Source organism: Streptomyces sp. NBC_00271 (assembly GCF_036178845.1).
Taxonomy (GTDB): domain Bacteria; phylum Actinomycetota; class Actinomycetes; order Streptomycetales; family Streptomycetaceae; genus Streptomyces.
The window spans coordinates 8,264,661-8,284,715 of the sequence record NZ_CP108070.1 but is presented as its reverse complement, the minus strand read 5'-3'; the positions used below and the strand labels follow the sequence as shown (position 1 = coordinate 8,284,715).

The 20,055-nt window shown below is 72.5% G+C and carries 15 protein-coding genes and 1 pseudogene; 7 read left to right on the top strand and 9 right to left on the bottom strand.

Going from position 1 to position 20,055, the window contains the following annotated elements; genetic code table 11:
* The first annotated feature begins 38 nt into the window (after positions 1-38).
* The 4 genes from OG798_RS37570 (at position 39) to OG798_RS37560 (ending at position 3,184) form a co-directional block, all read left to right on the top strand.
* Positions 39-1,907 carry an FAD-dependent monooxygenase gene (locus tag OG798_RS37570; protein ID WP_267062981.1) on the top strand — a complete coding sequence of 623 codons (1,869 nt, stop codon included), beginning with the start codon at positions 39-41 and terminating at the stop codon, positions 1,905-1,907.
* Positions 1,908-1,915: 8 nt separating this feature from the next.
* On the top strand, positions 1,916-2,167 hold the full coding sequence (locus tag OG798_RS56630; protein ID WP_413253590.1) for a putative leader peptide: 252 nt from the start codon (positions 1,916-1,918) through the stop codon (positions 2,165-2,167).
* Between the two features lie 88 nt (positions 2,168-2,255).
* Positions 2,256-2,792 (top strand): cysteine dioxygenase, encoded by a 537-nt coding sequence (locus OG798_RS37565; protein WP_095852254.1) that lies wholly within the window; start codon positions 2,256-2,258, stop codon positions 2,790-2,792.
* Entirely contained in the window at positions 2,789-3,184 is a 396-nt protein-coding gene (locus OG798_RS37560; RefSeq protein ID WP_443053942.1) for a rhodanese-like domain-containing protein, read from the top strand. Before OG798_RS37565 ends, OG798_RS37560 begins: the two co-directional genes overlap by 4 nt.
* Positions 3,185-3,286: 102 nt before the next feature.
* On the opposite strand, the gene OG798_RS37555 is transcribed toward OG798_RS37560, so the two are convergent.
* From OG798_RS37555 to recA, 4 genes are all read right to left on the bottom strand, one after another.
* Positions 3,287-5,839, bottom strand: a complete 2,553-nt coding sequence (locus OG798_RS37555) for an FtsX-like permease family protein (protein ID WP_267062980.1) — start codon at positions 5,837-5,839, stop codon at positions 3,287-3,289.
* Positions 5,836-6,567: a winged helix-turn-helix domain-containing protein gene (locus OG798_RS37550; protein ID WP_267062979.1), complete on the bottom strand. Its 732-nt coding sequence runs from the start codon at positions 6,565-6,567 to the stop codon at positions 5,836-5,838. Before OG798_RS37550 ends, OG798_RS37555 begins: the two co-directional genes overlap by 4 nt.
* A 471-nt stretch (positions 6,568-7,038) precedes the next feature.
* Positions 7,039-7,962: a recombination regulator RecX gene (gene recX / locus OG798_RS37545; protein ID WP_121414846.1), complete on the bottom strand. Its 924-nt coding sequence runs from the start codon at positions 7,960-7,962 to the stop codon at positions 7,039-7,041.
* Between the two features lie 3 nt (positions 7,963-7,965).
* The gene (gene recA / locus OG798_RS37540) at positions 7,966-9,090 is read right to left on the bottom strand and encodes a recombinase RecA (protein WP_060897132.1); all 1,125 of its coding nucleotides are present in this window, start codon (positions 9,088-9,090) and stop codon (positions 7,966-7,968) included.
* A 326-nt stretch (positions 9,091-9,416) separates the two neighbouring features.
* On the opposite strand from recA, the pseudogene OG798_RS37535 reads away from it, so the two are divergent.
* Positions 9,417-10,257 (top strand): annotated as a pseudogene (locus OG798_RS37535) (hypothetical protein).
* Between the two features lie 22 nt (positions 10,258-10,279).
* Here OG798_RS37535 and OG798_RS37530 read toward each other — a convergent pair.
* Both OG798_RS37530 and OG798_RS37525 read right to left on the bottom strand, forming a co-directional pair.
* Entirely contained in the window at positions 10,280-11,494 is a 1,215-nt protein-coding gene (locus OG798_RS37530) for an AI-2E family transporter (protein ID WP_095852260.1), read from the bottom strand.
* Positions 11,495-11,554: 60 nt separating this feature from the next.
* Positions 11,555-11,749: a DUF3046 domain-containing protein gene (locus OG798_RS37525; protein WP_095852261.1), complete on the bottom strand. Its 195-nt coding sequence runs from the start codon at positions 11,747-11,749 to the stop codon at positions 11,555-11,557.
* An 80-nt stretch (positions 11,750-11,829) separates the two neighbouring features.
* On the opposite strand from OG798_RS37525, the gene OG798_RS37520 reads away from it, so the two are divergent.
* Positions 11,830-12,783: a hypothetical protein gene (locus OG798_RS37520; RefSeq protein WP_095852262.1), complete on the top strand. Its 954-nt coding sequence runs from the start codon at positions 11,830-11,832 to the stop codon at positions 12,781-12,783.
* Between the two features lie 59 nt (positions 12,784-12,842).
* On the opposite strand, the gene OG798_RS37515 is transcribed toward OG798_RS37520, so the two are convergent.
* From OG798_RS37515 to OG798_RS37505, 3 genes are read right to left on the bottom strand one after another with little or no spacing between them, the layout of a single operon-like run.
* Positions 12,843-13,151 (bottom strand): AzlD domain-containing protein, encoded by a 309-nt coding sequence (locus tag OG798_RS37515; protein WP_095852263.1) that lies wholly within the window; start codon positions 13,149-13,151, stop codon positions 12,843-12,845.
* Positions 13,148-13,888 carry an AzlC family ABC transporter permease gene (locus tag OG798_RS37510; RefSeq protein ID WP_257017275.1) on the bottom strand — a complete coding sequence of 247 codons (741 nt, stop codon included), beginning with the start codon at positions 13,886-13,888 and terminating at the stop codon, positions 13,148-13,150. The genes OG798_RS37515 and OG798_RS37510 overlap by 4 nt, the downstream gene beginning before the upstream one ends.
* Positions 13,786-14,781: an AraC family transcriptional regulator gene (locus tag OG798_RS37505; RefSeq protein WP_257037911.1), complete on the bottom strand. Its 996-nt coding sequence runs from the start codon at positions 14,779-14,781 to the stop codon at positions 13,786-13,788. The genes OG798_RS37510 and OG798_RS37505 overlap by 103 nt, the downstream gene beginning before the upstream one ends.
* Before the next feature lie 280 nt (positions 14,782-15,061).
* On the opposite strand from OG798_RS37505, the gene OG798_RS37500 reads away from it, so the two are divergent.
* Complete coding sequence (locus OG798_RS37500) at positions 15,062-19,999, top strand: ATP-dependent helicase (RefSeq protein ID WP_267062977.1); 4,938 nt, start codon at positions 15,062-15,064, stop codon at positions 19,997-19,999.
* The last annotated feature ends 56 nt before the right edge of the window (positions 20,000-20,055 follow it).

Sequence of the window (20,055 nt, the reverse complement as noted above, 5' to 3'; positions counted from 1 at the left end):
TTCCTCAGGACACCGCTCCGGGCAGGGGGCCGCGCGCCGTGGACCCGGTGATCATCGTCGGCGCGGGGCCCGTGGGCCTCACGCTGGCCCTTGCGCTGGCCCGCCAGGAGGTCCCCTGCGTGGTCCTCGACGAGGGGCCGGGCAAGGACGAACAACGGCTCGCGCGGACGGCGGTGCTGCGCGAGGACACGGCCGCGCTCGTCGAGCGCCTGACGGGCCTGCCTCTCGCCGATGCCGGTTTCCGTTGGGCCGGATGGCGGTCGATGCGGCGCAAGCAGGTGATGCGCGAGATCGACTTCGCTGCCCGGGCGTCCGACACGGACTCGCCGGACTTCGAAGCCGATGCGCACGGCCCCGGGGGCGCGGCGCACGGCGCGGTGAGCGGCGCCCGGGCCTTTGGGGGCGGCGCGGTAGGCAGCGCGCAGGCCTCTGGAGGCGGCGCGCACGGCTCGGGGATCGGCGCTCAGCGCATCGAGGGGAGCGCACGCATCCCGAAGGGGAGCGCGCAGAGCCTGAAAAGCGCCGGGCTCGGCCCGACCGCGGTCGCGCAGGACTCCGAGGGCGCCGACGCGGCCGCCCCGTTGCATCTCGCCCAGCACGCGCTGACCGGCGCCCTGCGCGAGGCCATCATCCACGAGCGGCTGATCAAGGTCGCCGTGGGCAGCCGCCTCGACTCGATCGAGCAGGAGTCCTCGGGCGTCACGGCGCACACCCGCGGCCCCAACGGCACGTGGTGGCGCGGCAGTTACCTGGTCGGCTGCGACGGACCGCGCTCGACCGTGCGCAAGCTCCAGGACATCCGCTTCCCCGGACGTACAGCCGTCGAACGATACGCCGTGGCGGCGCTGCGTACGGAACTTCCCTGGCCCGGCCAGGCGTTGCTGCACCGGATGCCTCCGTGGCGGACGTCCGGCCCCGCGAGCGGGGAGGTGACCGCGCGCCCCCTCGCCGACGACGTGTGGCGGCTGGACTGGCTGCTGCCGCCCGGCAAGGACCTGGTCACGCCCGACCTGCTGGTGGCGCGCATCCGGGAGACCCTCGCGGGCTGGAACGCGGGCTCCACACCCCCGTACGAGCTGCTCGACACCGGAGTCCACACCGTCCACCACCGCCTCGCCCGCCGCTGGCGGGCCGGCCGGGTCTTCCTCGCCGGGGACGCCGCGCACCTGCTCGGCGCGCTCGGCACCCAGGGCCTGGACGAGGGCCTGCGGGACGCCGACAACCTCGCCTGGAAGCTGGCGCTCGCCTGGCACCACGGCCCGCACGAGGCGCTGCTCGACAGCTACCAGGCGGAGCGGCGGGCCGTCGTCGCCGCCCGGCTGCGCGCCGCCGACCAGGCGCTGCCATTGCTGCGCAGCGGCGGAGGCCTGCGCTCGTACGTCCCCGGGTCGGGCCGTGGCCACGACGCGCTGCTCACGGACGGCCACCTGGGACGCGGCCCGCTGGGTGCGCCGGGGACGTACGCCGACTCGCCGCTCGCGCCCGCGCACACCGAGTCGCAGACCCCGGTGGACACGGCACCCGGTGCGCCGGTCGTCGACGTACGCGTGACCGCGGAGGACGGCTCGTTCGTACAGCTGCGGGAGCGGCTCGGTCGCGGGGTGCTGCTCGTCGTACTGATCGCTCCGGGTACGGGCGTGTGGGCGCGCAAGCACTGGGTGACGGCCGGGATCATGCCCCGGCTCGCGGCCGCCGTGACCGCGCTGCCGCACCGCGCCGAGCTGCTGGTCGCCGAGAGCTACCCCGGCGCGGCGGCACACACCGTGCTCCTGGTGCGCCCCGACGGTCACCTGGTCACCGCGCTGAGCGGGGTGCGCCCGGCCGACCTGTACGCGGCGGCCGAGACGACACTGGGCGGCCCCGCCACGGCGGAAGCGCAAGCGGAGACCGCGGCGAGTACGACCTGAGGACCCTGGTGGTCCGGCCCGCCCCGGACCACCGGGCTCAGGTCGCCGAACCCGTCCGGCCGAACCCGTCCGGAGGGGCGGAGCCACGGCCATCGCGGCACCCTCGGTCACCGAATGGTCCACATAGTGACAGTGAGTTGACCGGCCCGGACCGCCATGGTGTACTCCGGATCGTGACCGACACCTGTGTGCGCCTGTGGCGGAGGGTCCATATGGACCTCGTCCGCTATGCGGGCTGCGTGTGTCGCCCGTCCTGCTGAATTCGCAGCTCTTCTCTCCCCGCGCGCCGCCTCTGCCTGTCGGCTGCCGCGCGCGCCCACGCGAACGCCCAGGACGGTACCCGTGTCTGTGTCCACCCCCTCCACCACGCCTTCCTCCTCCGCACCGGTCCAGGCCCCCACCCAGGCCGACCTGTTCGACTTCGTGCGCCGCACCGCCGCCGACGCCGAGCTGATCGCTTCCCTCCCCCTCGACCCCGAGGGCCGCACCTGGGTGCGCCTTGAGGGCCCCGGTGGCAGCGAGGCCTGGCTCATCGGCTGGCCCCCCGGCACCGGGACCGGCTGGCACGACCACGCCGACTCGGTCGGTGCCTTCGTCGCCGCCGCGGGCGAGCTCAAGGAATACTCGCTCGCCGCCCGCCTGCCCACCGACGGCTGGAAGACCCTCGAACTCTCCGAGGACGTCGACCGCGAACGTCGGCTGCCGGCCGGCGAGGGCCGCTCCTTCGGCCGCCACCACGTGCACGAGGTGCTCAACGAGTCCACCGAGGAGCACGCGATCTCCGTCCACGCGTACTACCCGCCCCTGCCCCGGATCCGCCGCTACAGCCGCACGGGACAGGTGCTGCGCCTGGAGCACGTCGAGCGTCCGGAGGACTGGCAGTGAGCGCACCCCGCCCGGTGGGCATCGACACGTTGCTGGAACGGGTCCGCGAGGGACTCGACCGGGTGGAGGCCGAGGAGGCGTACTCCGCCGCGCAGGCCGGCGAAGCCCTCCTAGTCGACATCCGGTACGCCGCCCTGCGCGAGCGCGACGGACTGATCCCCGGCGCCCTCGTCGTCGAGCGCAACGAACTGGAGTGGCGGCTCGACCCGCAGGGCAGCCACCACGCCCCGGAGGCCACGAGCCACGATCTGCGGGTCGTGGTGATCTGCAACGAGGGGTACGCGTCCAGCCTCGCCGCCGTCTCCCTCCACCAGCTCGGACTGCACCGGACGACCGACCTGGTCGGCGGCTTCCAGGCGTGGAAGGCGGCCGGTCTCCCGGTGACGGCCTAGCTCTGGGCTCACGATCACCGTGTGGCGGTACGTACTTGGTCGCGGTACGTACTTGATGGGCGCCTCCTGATGTAAGGGGCGCCCACCATTGCGTACCGCCGCTTACTCCTTGGCCGTGGCCACCGTGACCGGGCTCACCCGCAACGCCACCCGGCCCGGCAACGCGGTGGCGACGAGCGCGAGCAGCCCGGCGAGCGCGACCACGGCGACGTACACCAGGGGTGTGACCGCCGGAGCCGCCTCGCCCGTCATGCCGACGCTGAACGCGGTCAGGACGGCGAGCGCGATTCCGCTGCCGAGCGCGGTGGCGAGCAGCAGGACCGAGAGCGCCTCCGTGCGCAGCATCCCCAGCACCTGGCGCCGGGTCGCCCCGGCGAGGCGCAGCAGCGCGAACTCGCGGACACGCTCCGAGACCGACATGGCCAGCGTGTTGACGACGGCGATGGCGGTAAAGGCCAGGACGAGTCCCATGGCGAGGTAGTTGACCTCGGCGTTCGCCTGCTGCCGTGCGGCCTGGATCGAGTCGGCGGCGGCCGGAGCGAGGACGTGGATCCCCGGGAACTCACGGAGAGTAGTCGCGAGTTGTGTCTGTGTACGGGCGGTGCTGACGAGGACGGAGGCCGCGAGCGGGTTGTCCACATGGCGGGCGATCAGGTCATGGGCGAAGGTGAGGTCGCCGAAGCCGAGGCCCTTGGCGTAGACGGCCACCACGGTCGGCGTGGCGGGTGTTCCGTCGCCGAGCGTGAGTTTCAGGGGACTGCCGGGCTTCAGGTGGAGCTGGTCGGCGGCGAGTTGGCTGACGGCGACGGTGTCCTCGGTGAGCTTCTTCAGGGAGCCGGCTGTGACGTCCGGGTCCCAGGTGCGGGTGAGGCCCCCGGGGGTGACGCCCTGCGCCGCGTACTTGTCGAGTCCCACCCGGACGGTCGTGCGGACCACTTCGGTGACGGTGTCGTGCTGCGTACGCAGCCGCCGTGCGGCCTCGGCCGGTACGCCCGGGCCCTGGGCGGCCACCACCCAGTCGGCGCGGATGCCCTCGCGGGCCTGGGCGCGGGCCGCGTTGCCCAGGGTCGGCTGGACGAAGAGAACGGTGCAGGTCATGCCGATGAGGAGGGTCAGAGGGGTGACGACGGAGGCCATCCGGGCGGCATGGCCACGGAGGTTGGCACGCGCCAGCCGACTGCTGGGCCCGGTCAGCGCGAGCGGACCTCCGAGTACGGCCACGGCCGCCCTGACCAGCAGCGGACCGAGCAGCGCGACCGAGGAGGCGAGGACCACGACGGCCAGGAAGGTCACGGGAGTCGAGGCGGGTTCCGTGCGCAGAACACTGAGCACGGCGACGAGGACGGCACCACCGGCGAGCAGGGCGACACCCGCGAGGATCCGTCCCCACGCCGGGCGGGTGCGCTCGGCCCTGGCTTCGGCGAGCGCCTCGGCCGGGCGGATCCGGGCGATCCGGCGCGAGGAGATACGGGCGGCGGCCCAGGCGCCGAGCAGTGTCGCGGCGAGCGCGGCGAACGGCGGGAAGACGCTCACGGTGTGCTGAAGCGTGGCCGGCACGGCGCCCATGGCCACGAACCGGCGGTGCAGCCAACTCCCCAGCGGCAGCCCCGCCAGCGCGCCGGTGGTACCCGCGGCGGCCCCGACGATCAGTGCCTCACGGCCGAGGAGCGCCCGGATCTGGCCCGGCGTGGCGGCGATGGCGCGCAGCAGGGCGAGTTCGCGATGGCGCTGCTGCACGGAGAGCGCGAAGGTCCCGACCACCACGAGGACGGCCACGAGCAGTGAGGTGCCGCCCATCGCACCGCCCATGCTGACCAGCTTCGTACGCGCGGCGGCCGCGTCCAGGAACTCCACGGGCCCTCGGCCGTCACCGGCGCTGACCTGCGCGCTCGTACCGTGCGGCGCCTTGGTTCCGTGCAGCGCCGTGCTGACCGATCGCTTCAGCACGGCCGCGTCCGTGCCCTTGGCGGGAAGCACCCCGAAGGCGGTGACCTGTCCGGGGTGGGCGGCGAGGCGGCGGGCCTCGGCGGTGGAGAAGAAGAGGGCGGTCTGGTGCCGCACCTCGTGAGCGGGGGCGGCTATTCCGGTCACCCGGTAGGTCCGCGGGCTCTGCGTCGACTGGACGGTGAGCCGGTCGCCGGGCTCTAGATGGGCGCGCTCGGCGAGACGGCGGTCGATGACGAGATCACCGTCGGCCTTGGGGACGGTGCCGGTGGTGAGGGTGTACGGGGTCAGCGCGGCGGAGTCCCAGGCGTGCCCGTAGGCGGGCCGGTCCTTGTCGACGGCTCCGCCGGGTGCCAAGGGCTCGGCCAGGAAGGTCAGTTCGGGGACGACCTCACGTACGCCGGGCACCTTCCGGAGCTCGGTGGCGAGGTCGTCCGGGAGCCAGGCCCGTTCGGCGATCGGCTTGGCCTTGTGCTTGACCTTGGTCTTGCCCTTCTTGTGTTTGACGGTGGTCTGGTGGACGTTCTGGTCGGCGGAGACCACGACGGGCGTCGCGGCATACCGTTCGGTGGCGATCGTGCCGCGCAGGCCCGTCTCCAGGAGGGTGCCGCAGGCGGTGATGAGAGCGGCCGCGCACATCAAGGCGAAGAAGGCACCGAGGAAGCCACCTTTGCGGGCTCGGACGGTCCGCAGGGCGTAACGCAGCATCATGAGGGGTCGCTCCCTGGTCTGTCGTGGGGTGCCGGGCGGTTCTCAGGCGCGGTGTCGGGCGCGGCGTCGGGGGCCGGGAAGGCGAGGAACCGGGTGAGCACGGTGCGGGCGCCGGGCGGAGTGTCGGCCTCGGGGCGCTTGTAGCGGTTGAGGAGCGCGATGTACTCCTCGAAGAACGCGCGGAGTTCGGGGAGCGTCAGCCGGATGCTGCCGCGCGAGTAGGGGAAGGCGTCGACCCAGGGATCGGCTTCGCCCACCTCCCCGTCCGCGCCCCGCGTCCGTAGCTGCCTCTGCGCCTGCGTCTGCAGTTGCATCTGCTCGAAGAGTTCGAGGTCGGCGGCGTACGCGTGGTGGTTCAGCTCGTCCATGACGAGCCGCATCTCGGGGCTCTGCCGACTGCGCGGCGGGAAGCGGCGGTCGCCGGGGACGGCCCGCCACCAGCGCTCCCTGCCGTGGCCGCCCGCCTCAGCCGGTCGGTCCACTTCCTCCACGAAGCCGTACCGAGCGAGCTCACGCAGGTGGTAGCTGGTGGCTCCGGTGTTGAGCCCGAGCGCCCGGGCGAGCGTCGCCGAGGTGGCGGGGCCGTGCACGGTGAGGTGCTGAAGCATGCGCTGCCGACGGGGCTGCGCGAGGGCCTTGAGCGTGGCGAGGTCGGAGAGCTCTGTGGGGCCACGCGAAGTCTCCTCGCCCCGCCCCGCCAAGGGTTCCGCGCCGGGTTCCTGTGCCATGCGTACACAGTCCTCTGTGCACAGACACCTGTGCATTGCGGCAACCCGGCGTCTCCCTCCGGGGGTTAACCCCACCCTCACGAAGGGGAGCTGGACAATCCAGGGGCGGGCGGGGGTGGGGAGACGGGAGAAGGGGAGGGTCAGAGGCCGGGTTCAGGGGCCGGGGCGAAACCGGGGGCGGATCGAGGCCGAGCCTGGTTCGAGGCCGGAGTCGGGATCAGGGCCGAAGTTGGAATCGGAATCGCGTTCGAGAGCGCAGGCGAAGACAGGAGACACCTAGCCCGGGGGCCGGGATCAATATCGAGACCTGGGGCCGGACGCTCGCGCAGGTCATCGCCCCGAACAGATGCCGCTCTGCTACCGAGCCGCCCCTCGAGCCCTCCTGAGCCGACCTTCTCCCATCCACGGCCTTACGGACTCAGCCCCTCGGACCGCGCCCCCTCGACCCCGGAAACCCGTCGCCCCCAAGGCTCAAAACCCCTCGTCCCCCAAGCCCTCCGTGTCCTCCCCCTCTTCCTCCAGCGCCTGGCGAACCACGCGCAGCGCCATGCCCTCGGAGTAGCCCTTGCGGGCGAGCATGCCCGCGAGGCGTCGCAGCCGCTTGTCGCGGTCGAGACCGCGCGTGGAGCGGAGCTTGCGCGCGACGAGCTCACGCGCCGTCGTCTCTTCCTGCTCGGAGTCGAGCTGCCCGACGGCCTCGTCGATCAGCGTCGAGTCCACGCCCTTGGTCCGCAGCTCCCGCGCGAGCGCCCGCCGGGCCAGACCTCGGCCGTGGTGCCGGGACTCCACCCAGGCGTCCGCGAAGGCACCGTCGTTGATCAGCCCGACCTCCTCGAACCGTGACAGCACCTCGTCCGCCACATCGTCGGGGATCTCACGCTTGCGCAACGCGTCCGCGAGCTGTTTCCGCGTGCGCGGGGTCCCGGTGAGCAGGCGCAGACAGATCGCCCGCGCCCGCTCAGCCGGGTCCCCTGGGGGCTCCCCCTTCTCGGCCCTCGACGAGGAAGGAGTGCCTCCGTCCTGTGGGTCGTCGGACGGCTCACCGAAACCGCCACGCCTCCGACGCCCTCGTCCACCTCGCGGCCCCCCGTCGCCGCGCCGCCCACCGCCACGGCGCGATCCACCGCCCGGAGAACCGTGACCGTCCGTCAGACCGTCGCCTTCGCCGTGGCCCGCCGGACCGTCACTGCCGTACGGATCCCCGCCGTGGAACCCCTCGGGGCCATACGTATCACCGGAGTACGCGGAGGAGCCGCCATACGTCTCGTCCCCGTACGGCCCGTCCCCGCCGTGCGCTCTTTCACCGTCTCCGGCCGAGTCGCCGTTCCCCCCGTGCCCCTGCCCCCGCGGGGGGACGGGGTAGGCGTACTCGGCCCAGTCGGTTCGTCGCGTCATGGACTAGCTCTTGGCCGCCGCGGCCTTGGACTTGGTGGCCTTGGCCGCCGGAGCGGGCACCGTCTTCGCGGCCTCGTCCGAGGCGGTCGAGACCGCCGCGTCCGCGCCCGGCTCGGCGGTGGGCTCCGTCGGCCTCACACCGACGCCCAGCTTCTCCAGGATCTTCTTCTCGATCTCGTTGGCGAGGTCGGGGTTGTCCTTCAGGAAGTTGCGCGCGTTCTCCTTGCCCTGGCCGAGCTGGTCGCCCTCGTACGTGTACCAGGCGCCGGCCTTGCGGACGAAGCCGTGCTCCACGCCCATGTCGATCAGGCCGCCCTCGCGGCTGATGCCGTGCCCGTAGAGGATGTCGAACTCGGCCTGCTTGAAGGGCGGCGCGACCTTGTTCTTGACGACCTTGACGCGGGTGCGGTTGCCGACCGCGTCGGTGCCGTCCTTCAGCGTCTCGATGCGGCGGATGTCGAGTCGCACCGAGGCGTAGAACTTCAGCGCCCGGCCACCCGTCGTGGTCTCCGGGGACCCGAACATCACGCCGATCTTCTCGCGCAGCTGGTTGATGAAGATCGCGGTGGTCTTCGACTGGTTGAGCGCGCTGGTGATCTTCCGCAGGGCCTGGCTCATCAGACGGGCCTGCAGACCCACGTGCGAGTCGCCCATCTCGCCCTCGATCTCCGCGCGCGGCACCAGGGCGGCGACGGAGTCGATGACGATCAGGTCGAGCGCGCCGGAGCGGACGAGCATGTCCACGATTTCCAGCGCCTGCTCGCCGTTGTCCGGCTGGGACAGGATCAGGTTGTCGATGTCGACACCGAGCTTCTTCGCGTACTCGGGGTCGAGGGCGTGCTCGGCGTCCACGAAGGCCACCTGGCCGCCGGCCTTCTGCGCGTTCGCCACCGCGTGCAGCGTCAGCGTCGTCTTACCGGAGGACTCCGGGCCGTACACCTCCACCACTCGGCCGCGCGGCAGGCCGCCGACACCGAGGGCCACGTCGAGCGCGGTCGATCCGGTGGGGATGACCTCGATGGGCTCGTTCGGCCGCTCGCCCAGGCGCATCACCGCGCCCTTGCCGAATTGCCGTTCAATCTGTGCGAGCGCGGCGTCGAGCGCCTTCTCGCGGTCCGTACCTGCCATGGGTTCCACCCGGTTTGCTTGAGTCGATCGCTTCACGTCAAAGACGCTAACGCCTGCCACTGACAATGCGCCCCGACGCCCGTCCAGCCTGTGGATAACTCGGGTACATCTCCGTGAAAACCCTGCCGAATCCCCGCCGAGAGCCCAGCCGGAGATTCCATAAGAATGGATGTTCGATTTTGGTGTCAAGCGCACCACGCGGCACCTCCGAGCCTACGTTCGCGGACCGACAACGGCCGGGGTCCCCGCCTACTCCACGGGGCGTACCACCGGATTCTTCGGCCGTACGACGACCTCAGGGCCCTGGCCGCCGAAGCTTGGACCTCATGGAGAGCCGCAGCGGAACCCCCGCTCCCGCCGTGACCACCGCCGTCGCCCCACCGGCACGACCGTCTCCGGTGCGCCCCGTGTGGCCTGGGGCGTGGCGCGGAGTGCGTCCCACCGAGCGGTTCTGCCACGTGACCGGCGCCGTGCTGGTGCTCTCCGGGCTGGCGCATCTGGTCGTCTTCGCCGTGGACGGCGGCCCCTGGGACGGCCCCGTCTCCTGGCGCAAGCCCATCACGTTCGGGCTCTCCTTCGGGCTGACACTGATCGCGATCACGTGGGTCACGTCGTATCTGCGGGTCGGAACGCGTCTGCGCTCGGCGCTGCTCGTCGTGTTCGCCGCCGACTGTGTCGTGGAGGTGGGCGGGATCACTCTTCAGGCGTGGCGCCGGGTGCCCTCGCACCTCAACATGGAGACCGGCTTCGACACGGCGGTGTCGATGACACTCGCGGTGGGCGGCGGGGTTCTCGTGATGCTGCTCACCGTGTTCGCGGTGGCCTCCTTCCGGAACCGGCCCACGGGCCCCCCTGGGGATGCCGCTCGCGCTGCGCTCCGGGTTCGCGATCCTGCTCGTCGCGCTGGCGTCGGGCGCCGCGATGATCGCGCGCGGGGTCGTCCTCACCCGCACCGGTCACCAGGAGGCGGCGTACCACTCGACGGCCCCGCTCAAGCCGCTGCATGGAGTGAGCCTGCACGCCGTGCTGGTCCTGCCCGCGCTGGCCTGGCTGCTGTCGCACACGCCATGGAGCGACCGGACACGGCAGCGGGTCATCCATGCGGCGGTCGGCTGCTACGCGGCGGCGGTCCTGGGCGCCGGAGTGTGGGCGGCCCTCACCTGGTGAACCCTGGTGAACCTCATCGGCCTCAGCGGCCGAGCAGCCCCCGCAGACGGGCGCGGAAGGAGGGCGACGTCCTGGTCCGGTGACCGTGCACCCGGGGGTCGTCCGTGACGTCGTACCGCTTCACATAGGCCCCCAGGAAGGCCTGGAGGGTGGCGACCGCGGGGATGGCGATCAGGGCGCCGACGGCCCCGAGGAGGGCGGTGCCCGCGATGACCGAGCCGAAGGCGACCGCGGGGTGGATGTCCACGGTCTTGGCGGTCAGCTTGGGCTGCAGTACGTAGTTCTCGAACTGCTGGTAGACCACGACGAAGATCAGCACCCACAGCGCGTACCAGGGGTCGATGGTGAAGGCGATCAGCATCGGCAGGGCGCCGGCGAGATACGTACCGATGGTGGGGATGAACTGCGAGACCAGACCCACCCAGACGGCGAGCACGGGCGCGTAGGGCACGCCCAGGGCCTGCAGCAGGATGTAGTGCGCGATGCCGGAGATCAGCGCCATCAGACCGCGCGAGTACAGATAGCCACCGGTCTTGTCGACGGCTATCTCCCACGCGCGCAGCACCTCGGCCTGTCGCGCGGGCGGCAGCACGGAGCACAACGCGCGCCGCAGCCGGGGCCCGTCGGCCGCGAAGTAGAACGAGAACAGCGTGATCGTCAGCAGCTTGAAGAGGCCGCCGAGCACCTGCGCGGACACGTCCAGGACGCCGGTCGCGCTGTTCTGCACGTACTTCCGCAGCCAGTCGGAGTGCACCAGGCTGTCCTGGACGTCCACCCGTCTCACGTGGGTGTGGAAACTCGAGTTGATCCAGTTGATCACCGAGTCCAGGTACTCGGGGAAGCCCTCGATCATTTTGATGATCTGGCCCGCGAGCATCGAGCCGAGCAGCGTGATGAATCCGGCCGTCGCGATCAGCAGACCGAAGAAGACGAGGAAGGTGGCCAGCCCTCGGCGCATACCGTACGAGGCCATCCAGCTCACCGCGGGCTCGATGGCGAGCGCCAGGAAGAACGCGATCAGAATGTTGATCAACAGCCCGATGAGCTGGTGGAACGCCCAACTGCCCAGTTGGAACAGGGCGACGAGGGTGAGCGCGAGCACCATCGCGCGCGGCAGCCAGCGCGGCATGCGCGCGCCCTGCCCGGGGGCATCCCCGCCCGGGGGCGGAGTGGGCGGCGTCGTGCCGAAGGGGGATGTCTGCTGGTCGACCTGCGCGGTCTCGTCTGTCGGGGCCACGGAGCAAGTCTCGCCCACTCCACCGACAATCTGTGCCCGGCCCCGGATCTTCGGGGTCCGTCAGCGGTTTTCGTACGGAACGTTCATGGTCGCGCACACCACGCGCCACACGTCCTTGGCCTCCCAGCCGGCGTTCAGCGCCTCGTGCACGGTCCGTCCACCGAGGTCCGTCATCACATGATCGCGCGCGAAGGTGTCGGCGTACGCCTCACCGAAGTGATCCGCCATCCGCTGCCAGAAGACCGTCAACCGCATGACTCCAGTATCCCGCCCCTGAGAGTGGGCCCGAGCCGGGACCCCTTGCCGAGACCGCTTTCCGTCCTACGGTCTGAGACATGGCCGAATCAGGAGCATCCCCACTCCCCCCGACGCCCCCGGCGCACACCCCGCTCTCGCGCGCCGAGCACTTCATCTGGCTCACCGCACGCGTGCTGGAGCAGCGCCGTTTCGCGTACCACTTCCTGAACAGCGACGTCGGTGCCGCCGACGCGGTGGAGACCGCGCTGGCCGCCTACCACAACGACGACGAGGGATACGGTCACGCGCTCGAACCCGATCTCCGCGGCCCGGTCAGCCAGCCGCTGCACACCGGGCACGCGCTGCGCGTCCTCGACTCGATCGGGCGGTGCGGCGGACAGCGCGTGGAGCGTGTGTGCCGCTACTTGACCTCGGTGTCGACGGCGGACGGCGCACTGCCGGCGGTCCATCCCAGTCAGCGTGGCTATCCGCACGCTCCTTTCGTGCCCATCGTCGACGACCCGCCGAGTGAACTCCTCGCCACCGGGCCCGTGGTGGGCCTGCTGCACCGCAATGAGGTGTGGCACGCCTGGCTGTTCCGGGCCACCGACTTCTGCTGGCGGGCGGTCGAGTCCCTGGACAAGTCCCACCCGTACGAGATCGAGGCGGCCGTGGCCTTCCTGGACTCCGCCCCCGACCGCCCGCGCGCGGAGGCAGCCGCCGACCGGCTGGGCCGCCTGGTGCGCGAGCACCGGCTCGCGGCACTGGACCCGGCGCACCTGGAGGCGTTTCCGGTGGCGCCCGGATACGCGCCGGACGAGCACCACTTCCCGCACGACTACGCGAAGACCCCGGGGTCGCTCGCGCGCGCGTGGTTCACCGACGAGGAGATGGCGCGCTCGCTCGACTTCCTGGCGGGCGAGCAGCGTGAGGACGGCGGCTGGCCGATCCGCTGGCGCCAGTGGGCACCGGGTACCGCCCTGGAGTGCCGCCCCATGGTGACGATCGAGGCCCTGCGCACCTTACGGGCGTACGGGCGGCCCATCGGCTGAGCGAGCCCGCCGGTTCGACGGCCCGCACACACGTGTGCGGGCCGTCCGCGTACCGAGCGTCAGCCTGTCAGCGCCCGCGCTCCCGCCGTCACGACCACGGCCGCGCCGATCACGAGCAGGAAGGGGGCGCGCAGGAGCAGGGCGACGGCGGCCGCGGCGAGTCCTGCGACCTTCGCGTCCACGACCAGGACGCGCCCGTCGGCGAAGGTCTGCTGAGCCGTGAGCGCGGCCAGGAGGGCGACGGGCAGCAGGGCGGCGAGGCGCTTGACGAGCGGCCGCTCCAGGACGCCGACGGGGACCAGCAGGCCGATGAGCTTGACGGCGTAGCAGCCGACGGCGGTCGCCCCGATCGCGATCCAGATGTTCAACGGTCGTCCCTTGGTGCGTCGTTGTCGGCCTTCATACGACCGGCGGGCTTCGGAGCGCGTCGGCCCTCTATGTAGAGGGCGGCGGGAGCGGCCAGCGCCGCCACGAGGACGGGGACTCCGGCGGGCAGCACAGGCAGCAGACCGAGCCCCAGAAGAACCGCGGCACCGGCGACCGCGCGCTCCGTGGTGGTCTTCAGCATCGGTGCGAGCAGCGCGAGGAAGACGGCGGGCCCGGCGGCGTCCAGCCCCCACGCGTCGGTGTCCCCGATGGCCTCGGCCCCGACGGCGCCCAGCAGCGTGGTGAGGTTCCACAGCACGTACAGGGTGAGCCCGGTGACGGTGAAGCCGATCCGGACGCTGCGGCGGGTGGGCTGGGCGAGCGCGACGGCCGTGGTCTCGTCGATGACCCACTGCGCGGCGAACGGGCGTACCGCGCGCGGGAGGGCCAGCAGTTGTGACAGCCGCAGTCCGTAGAACGCGTTGCGCACCCCGAGGAAGAACGCGCCCGCGGCCGCCGTGAGCGGATTGCCGCCGCCCGCGAGCGCGCCCACGAGCGCGAACTGCGAGGCACCGGTGAACACCAGGAGGCTGAGCGCGCAGGTCTGCAGCACGGTGAGCCCGCTGCCGGCCGAGGTCACTCCGAAGGCGAAACCGGACAGTCCGACGGCGACCCCGACTCCCAGGGCGTCCCGGACGACGGCCGCGTCGGGTTTTCCGCCGCCTTCTTCACTGCGTATGTCTGCGAGAGCTGTCTGTTCTGCCACACCCCGGACGGTAGGTACGGCTGCCCGTCGGCGTCTTGTACGTTCTTGCGCTCGCGCTGGTAGGCGCCCGGAGGCACGCCCACGATCCGGGTGAAGTGACGGTTGAGATGGGGCTGGTCGGTGAAGCCGACGGCGACGGCCGCCTCGGCGGGCGCTGAACCGGCGTCCAGGAGGTGGCGTGCCCGGCGTACCCGGGCGTCGGTCAGCCAGGTGTGGGGCGGCATGCCGTAGGTCTCGCGGAACGCGCGCAGCAGGGCGAACGGGCTGGTGCCGAGGTCGGCTGCGAGCCGTTCCAGGGTCGGAGGCTCGGCCATCCGCTCCTCCAGCACGGCACGCGCGCGTGCGGCGACACGGGCGCCCGCGGTGTGCACACCCCGCTGCGGCAGCGGACCCCCGTTCAGGCGCAGCAGCCGGGTCACCGCGACCCGTAGCAGCGTGTCGGCCGCGAGCGCGTTGCCCTCCTCGGCGGCCCGAAGCACTTCGTGAACCAGACCCGCCGCGTACGGATCGTCGAGCACGGGGCTGACGAATCCGGGGGTTCCACGAATCGTGGTGGTCTCCGCGGCGATCTCCGCCACCAGCTCGGGCGAGGGGTACACCGCCCCGTACCGCCAGCCTTCGGGAACACCCGCCCGGCCCGTGTGCGGGGTGTCGGGGTTGACCAGCGCGAGCGCGCCCGGACCCGCGTACTGGTCGGCGCCGCCGTGGTGGAAGACCTCGACACCGTCGGAGATGGCGGCGATCACGAAGTTCTCGTGGGTGTGCCGCACAAAGATCTTCTCGACGAACCGCGCCCGCAACAGATCGACACCCGGCAACTCCGCGTACCGCCAGTGCCGCGCCCGTTCCTGCCCTGAACCTGCCACGCCCCCCATTCTCCGCCACGCCCTCGCCGAGGGGCCGCGGGAGGCACCCCCACCAGCCCGCGGCCGCGCACTCGCGGAAGGGGACGGGGCGGGGGTGTCCGTCCGCAGCGGCTGGCGCGTCAACGCCGCCAAGTCGTTTGATCGACCGATTCCGCGCCTGACCGAGGACGGATACCCCCGGCCCGGCCCCGACCCACCACCGCCAGCAGGCGCATCGCCCCTAGCGGACGCGTTCTCGCAGGTCAGAGCAATTGTCAGTGGCCGGGTGCAGGATGGACGCATGGTCAGCTCCGCACACCGAGCCCTGGACGGCTTCTCACCCGCGACCCGCGGCTGGTTCACGGGGGCCTTCTCCGCGCCCACCGCGGCACAGGCCGGCGCGTGGAAGGCCATCGGTGAGGGCTCGGACGTGCTGGTGGTCGCCCCGACCGGCTCCGGCAAGACCCTGGCCGCGTTCCTCGCCGCGCTCGACCAGCTGGCCTCGACCCCGCCCCCGGCCGACCCCAGGAAACGCTGCCGGGTGCTGTACGTATCTCCGCTCAAGGCCCTCGCGGTGGACGTGGAGCGGAATCTGCGCAGCCCGCTGACCGGCATCCGGCAGGAGTCGGTGCGCCTCGGGCTGCCCGAGCCCGAGGTGAAGGTCGGCATCCGCTCCGGCGACACCCCCGCCGCCGAGCGCCGCGCGCTGGCCACCCGCCCCCCGGACATCCTGATCACGACCCCCGAGTCGCTGTTCCTGATGCTGACGTCGGCGACGCGCGACGCGCTGACCGGTATCGAGACGGTGATCCTGGACGAGGTGCACGCGGTCGCGGGCACCAAGCGCGGCGCCCATCTCGCGCTCACCCTGGAGCGCCTGGACGAGCTGCTGCCCAGGCCGGCGCGCCGCATCGGCCTCTCCGCGACGGTGCGTCCGGTGGACGAGGTGGCGCGCTATCTCTCGCCCCGCCGCAAGGTGGAGATCGTCCAACCGCCGTCGGGCAAGGAATTCGACCTCTCCGTGGTCGTCCCGGTCGAGGACCTGGGCGAGCTGGGCGGCTCCCCGGTCGCCGACGGCAGCGAGGGCGCGGAGAAGCCCTCCATCTGGCCTCATGTCGAGGAGCGCATCGCCGACCTCGTCCAGTCCCACCGCTCCACGATCGTGTTCGCCAACTCCCGCCGCCTGGCGGAGCGCCTGTGCAACCGACTGAACGAGATCGCCTACGAGCGGGCGACGGGTGAGCCCCTGGCGGAGGCGCACGCCCCGGCCCAGCTGATGGGGGGCTCCGGCGCGGCCCAGGGGGCGCCGCCCGTCATCGCGCGGGCCCACCACGGCTCGGTGTCCAAGGAGCAGCGGGCGCTGGTCGAGGAGGACCTGAAGGCGGGGCGCCTGCCCGCCGTGGTCGCCACCTCCAGCCTCGAACTCGGCATCGACATGGGCGCGGTCGACCTCGTCGTCCAGGTCGAGTCACCGCCCTCCGTGGCCTCCGGCCTCCAGCGCGTGGGCCGCGCGGGCCACCAGGTCGGCGCGGTGTCCACCGGCGTCGTCTTCCCCAAGTACCGCGGCGACCTCGTCCAGGCGGCGGTGGTCACCGAGCGGATGCGCACCGGCTCCATCGAGTCCCTGCGGGTCCCCGCCAACCCCTTGGACGTGCTGGCGCAGCAGCTCGTGGCCATGACCGCACTCGACACCTGGCAGGTCGACGACCTGCTCGCCACGGTCCGCCGGGCGGCGCCCTTCGCCTCGCTGCCCGAGTCGGCGTTCACGGCCGTGCTCGACATGCTCGCGGGCCGCTATCCGTCCGACGCCTTCGCGGAGCTCAGGCCCCGCGTGGTGTGGGACCGCGTCGCGGGTACGATCACGGGCCGCCCCGGCGCTCAGCGCCTCGCCGTCACCTCTGGCGGGACCATCCCCGACCGCGGGCTGTTCGGGGTCTTCCTCGCGGGATCCGATCCCAAGAAGGGCGGCGGCCGGGTCGGTGAGCTCGACGAGGAGATGGTCTACGAGTCCCGCGTCGGGGACGTCTTCACGCTCGGCACGAGTTCCTGGCGCATCGAGGACATCACCCGCGACCGCGTCCTGGTCTCCCCCGCCCCCGGTGTCCCGGGCCGGCTCCCCTTCTGGAAGGGCGACCAGCTCGGCCGCCCTCTCGAGCTCGGCCGGGCGGTCGGCGCGTTCCTCCGCGAGGTGGGCTCGCTCCCCAAGGACGACGCCCGTCTGCGGCTGCTGGCCGCGGGACTGGACGCCTGGGCCGCCGACAACGTGCTGTCGTACCTCACCGAGCAGCGCGAGGCGTGCGGGCACGTCCCGGACGACCGCACGATCGTCGTCGAGCGGTTCCGTGACGAGCTGGGCGACTGGCGGGTGGTCGTGCACTCCCCCTTCGGCGCCCAGGTGCACGCCCCCTGGGCGCTCGCGCTGGGCGCCCGGCTCTCCGAGCGCTACGGCATGGACGCCCAGGTCATGCATGCCGACGACGGCATCGTGCTGCGCCTGCCCGACGCCGACGTGATGAGCCTGGACCTGCTCGACCAGGAGCCCATGAAGCTGGGCACGGAGTACGACACGGAGCAGGCGCCCGTCGGCGCGGCGGACGTCGCCTTCGACAAGGGCGAGGTCGACCAGATCGTCACCGACCAGGTGGGCGGCTCGGCGCTGTTCGCGGCCCGGTTCCGCGAGTGCGCGGCCCGCGCGCTGCTGCTGCCGCGCCGCAGCCCGGGAAAGCGCACCCCGCTGTGGCAACAGCGGCAGCGCGCCGCCCAACTGCTCCAGGTGGCCAGCGAGTTCGGATCGTTCCCGATCGTCCTGGAGGCGGTCCGCGAATGCCTCCAGGACGTCTTCGACGTCCCCGGGCTCACCGAGCTGATGGGCGACATCGAGTCCCGCAAGGTGCGGCTCGTCGAGGTCACCACGCCCGAGCCCTCCCCCTTCGCCCGCTCTCTCCTGTTCGGATACGTCGCCCAGTTCCTGTACGAGGGCGACTCCCCGCTCGCCGAGCGGCGCGCCGCCGCCCTGTCCCTGGACTCCCACCTGCTGGCCGAGCTCCTGGGCCAGGCCGAGCTGCGCGAGCTGCTCGACGCCGAGGTCCTGGCCGAGCTGGAGCGGGAGCTCCAGTGGCTCACCGAGGACCGCCGGGTCAAGGATGCCGAAGGCGTCGCCGACCTGCTGCGCCTGCTGGGCCCGCTCACGGATGCCGACCTGGCCGAGCGCGGCGCCGAGCCGCGGTGGGCCAAGGAGCTGGCGGCCGCCCGCCGCGCCATCAAGGTCCGTATCGCCGGCGCCGATCACTGGGCGGCCATCGAGGACGCCGGCCGCCTGCGGGACGCTTTGGGCACGGCGCTGCCCGTCGGCGTCCCCGAGGCCTTCACGGAACCGGTCAAGGACCCGCTCGGCGACCTCCTCGCACGCTACGCACGCACCCACGGCCCGTTCACCTCCACCACCGCCGCCGCCCGCTTCGGTCTCGGCACGGCCGTCACGGACGGAGCACTGCAACGCCTCGCGGCGAACGGCCGCGTCGTCCAGGGGGAGTTCCATCCGGCGGGCATCGGCCAGGAGTGGTGCGACGCGGCCGTGCTGCGCAGACTGCGGCGGCGTTCGCTCGCGGCCCTGCGCCACGAGTTGGAGCCGGTGCCGCCCGCCGCGCTCGCGCAGTTCCTGCCGCAGTGGCAGCACGTCGACAGCGGGCACGGGCTGCGCGGCATCGACGGACTGGTGCGCGCCATCGAGCAGTTGCAGGGCGCCTCGGTGCCCGCCTCCGCCCTGGAGAAGCTGGTCCTGCCCTCCCGCGTCTCCGGTTACGCCCCCGCGCTGCTCGACGAACTCACGGCCGCCGGAGAGGTGGTCTGGGCCGGGGCCGGGGCACTGCCAGGCAAGGACGGCTGGGTCTCGCTCTATCTCGCGGACGCGGCTCCGCTGCTCCTCCCGGACCCGCACCCCCTGGAGCTGACCGCCCTGCACCAGTCGGTGCTGGACGCCCTCTCCGGGGGCTATGGCCTGTTCTTCCGCCAGATCGCCGACCAGGTCCGCGCCACCACCCACCCCGACGCCACCGATCCCCAACTCGCCGACACGATCTGGGACCTGGCCTGGTCCGGTCGGCTCACGAACGACACGCTCGCACCGATGCGCGCGCTCCTGGGTTCGGGTCGCACCGCCGGGTCCACGGCGCACCGCGCCAAACGCACGGTCCCGCGCGGCCGCTACGGCTCCCTGACCGGCGCCGCACGCCCCCAGTCCCGTACGGGCCCGCCGACGGTGGCCGGCCGCTGGTCGCTGCTGCCCGCCCGTGAGCCCGACGCCACCGTGCGCGCCCACGCCCTGGCCCGCACACTGCTCGACCGGCACGGCGTGGTGACCCGGGGCGCCGTCGCCGCGGAGGGGGTCGAGGGTGGCTTCTCCGCCGTCTACCGCATCCTGTCCGCGTTCGAGGACAGCGGCCAGGCCCGCCGGGGTTACGTGGTGGAAGGACTGGGCGCCGCCCAGTTCGCGATGGACGGAGCGGTGGACCGCCTGCGCGCCGCGGCGAACGCACGGGACCGGGGCGAATCCCTGACCGCCCAGGACCCCCGGGACTTCCCGGGGGACACCTTCCCGGGGCCGCCCGGTTTCCAAGCCACCCCCGGTTTTCCGAACACCCCCGGCCGCCCCCGCACCAACGGTTTCCCCGACGGCCACGACGACCCCGCGCACACCCACGCCTTCCCCGACGACCTCGACCTCGACGCGACGAGCCCCCTGGGATTCCCCGAGACCGAGGACTCCGCCTTCGCCGACGGCCACGGCTTCGCCAGCGACCCCGCGCTCTCCCCCAACCGGTTCCGCGCCCGTTCCTCGTCCCGGGCCACCTCCCAAGCCGTGATCCTGGCCGCCGCCGACCCCGCGAACGCGTACGGCGCGGCCCTTTCCTGGCCCGAGCCCCCCACCGGCGCCGGGCACAAGCCGGGCCGTAAGGCGGGCTCCCTGGTGGTGCTCGTCGACGGCGAGCTGACGCTGTACATGGAGCGCGGCGGCAAGACCCTGCTGGCCTGGCCCTCGGACCCGGACGGCTCGGTCATGGAGGACGCCCGTCTGCGTGCTGCCGCCGAAGCCCTCGCCGCGGCCGCCCGCGCGGGCTCCCTCGGCACGGTCACCGTGGAGCGCGTCAACGGCGCCTCCGCCCTGACATCCCCGTTCGGCACCCTCCTGGAAAGCGCCGGCTTCATCGCGACCCCCCGCGGCCTGCGCCTGCGCGCCTGAGCACCCCACCCACACGCACCCCCGCGTACCCGCACCCCACCCCGCCGCACCTCCAC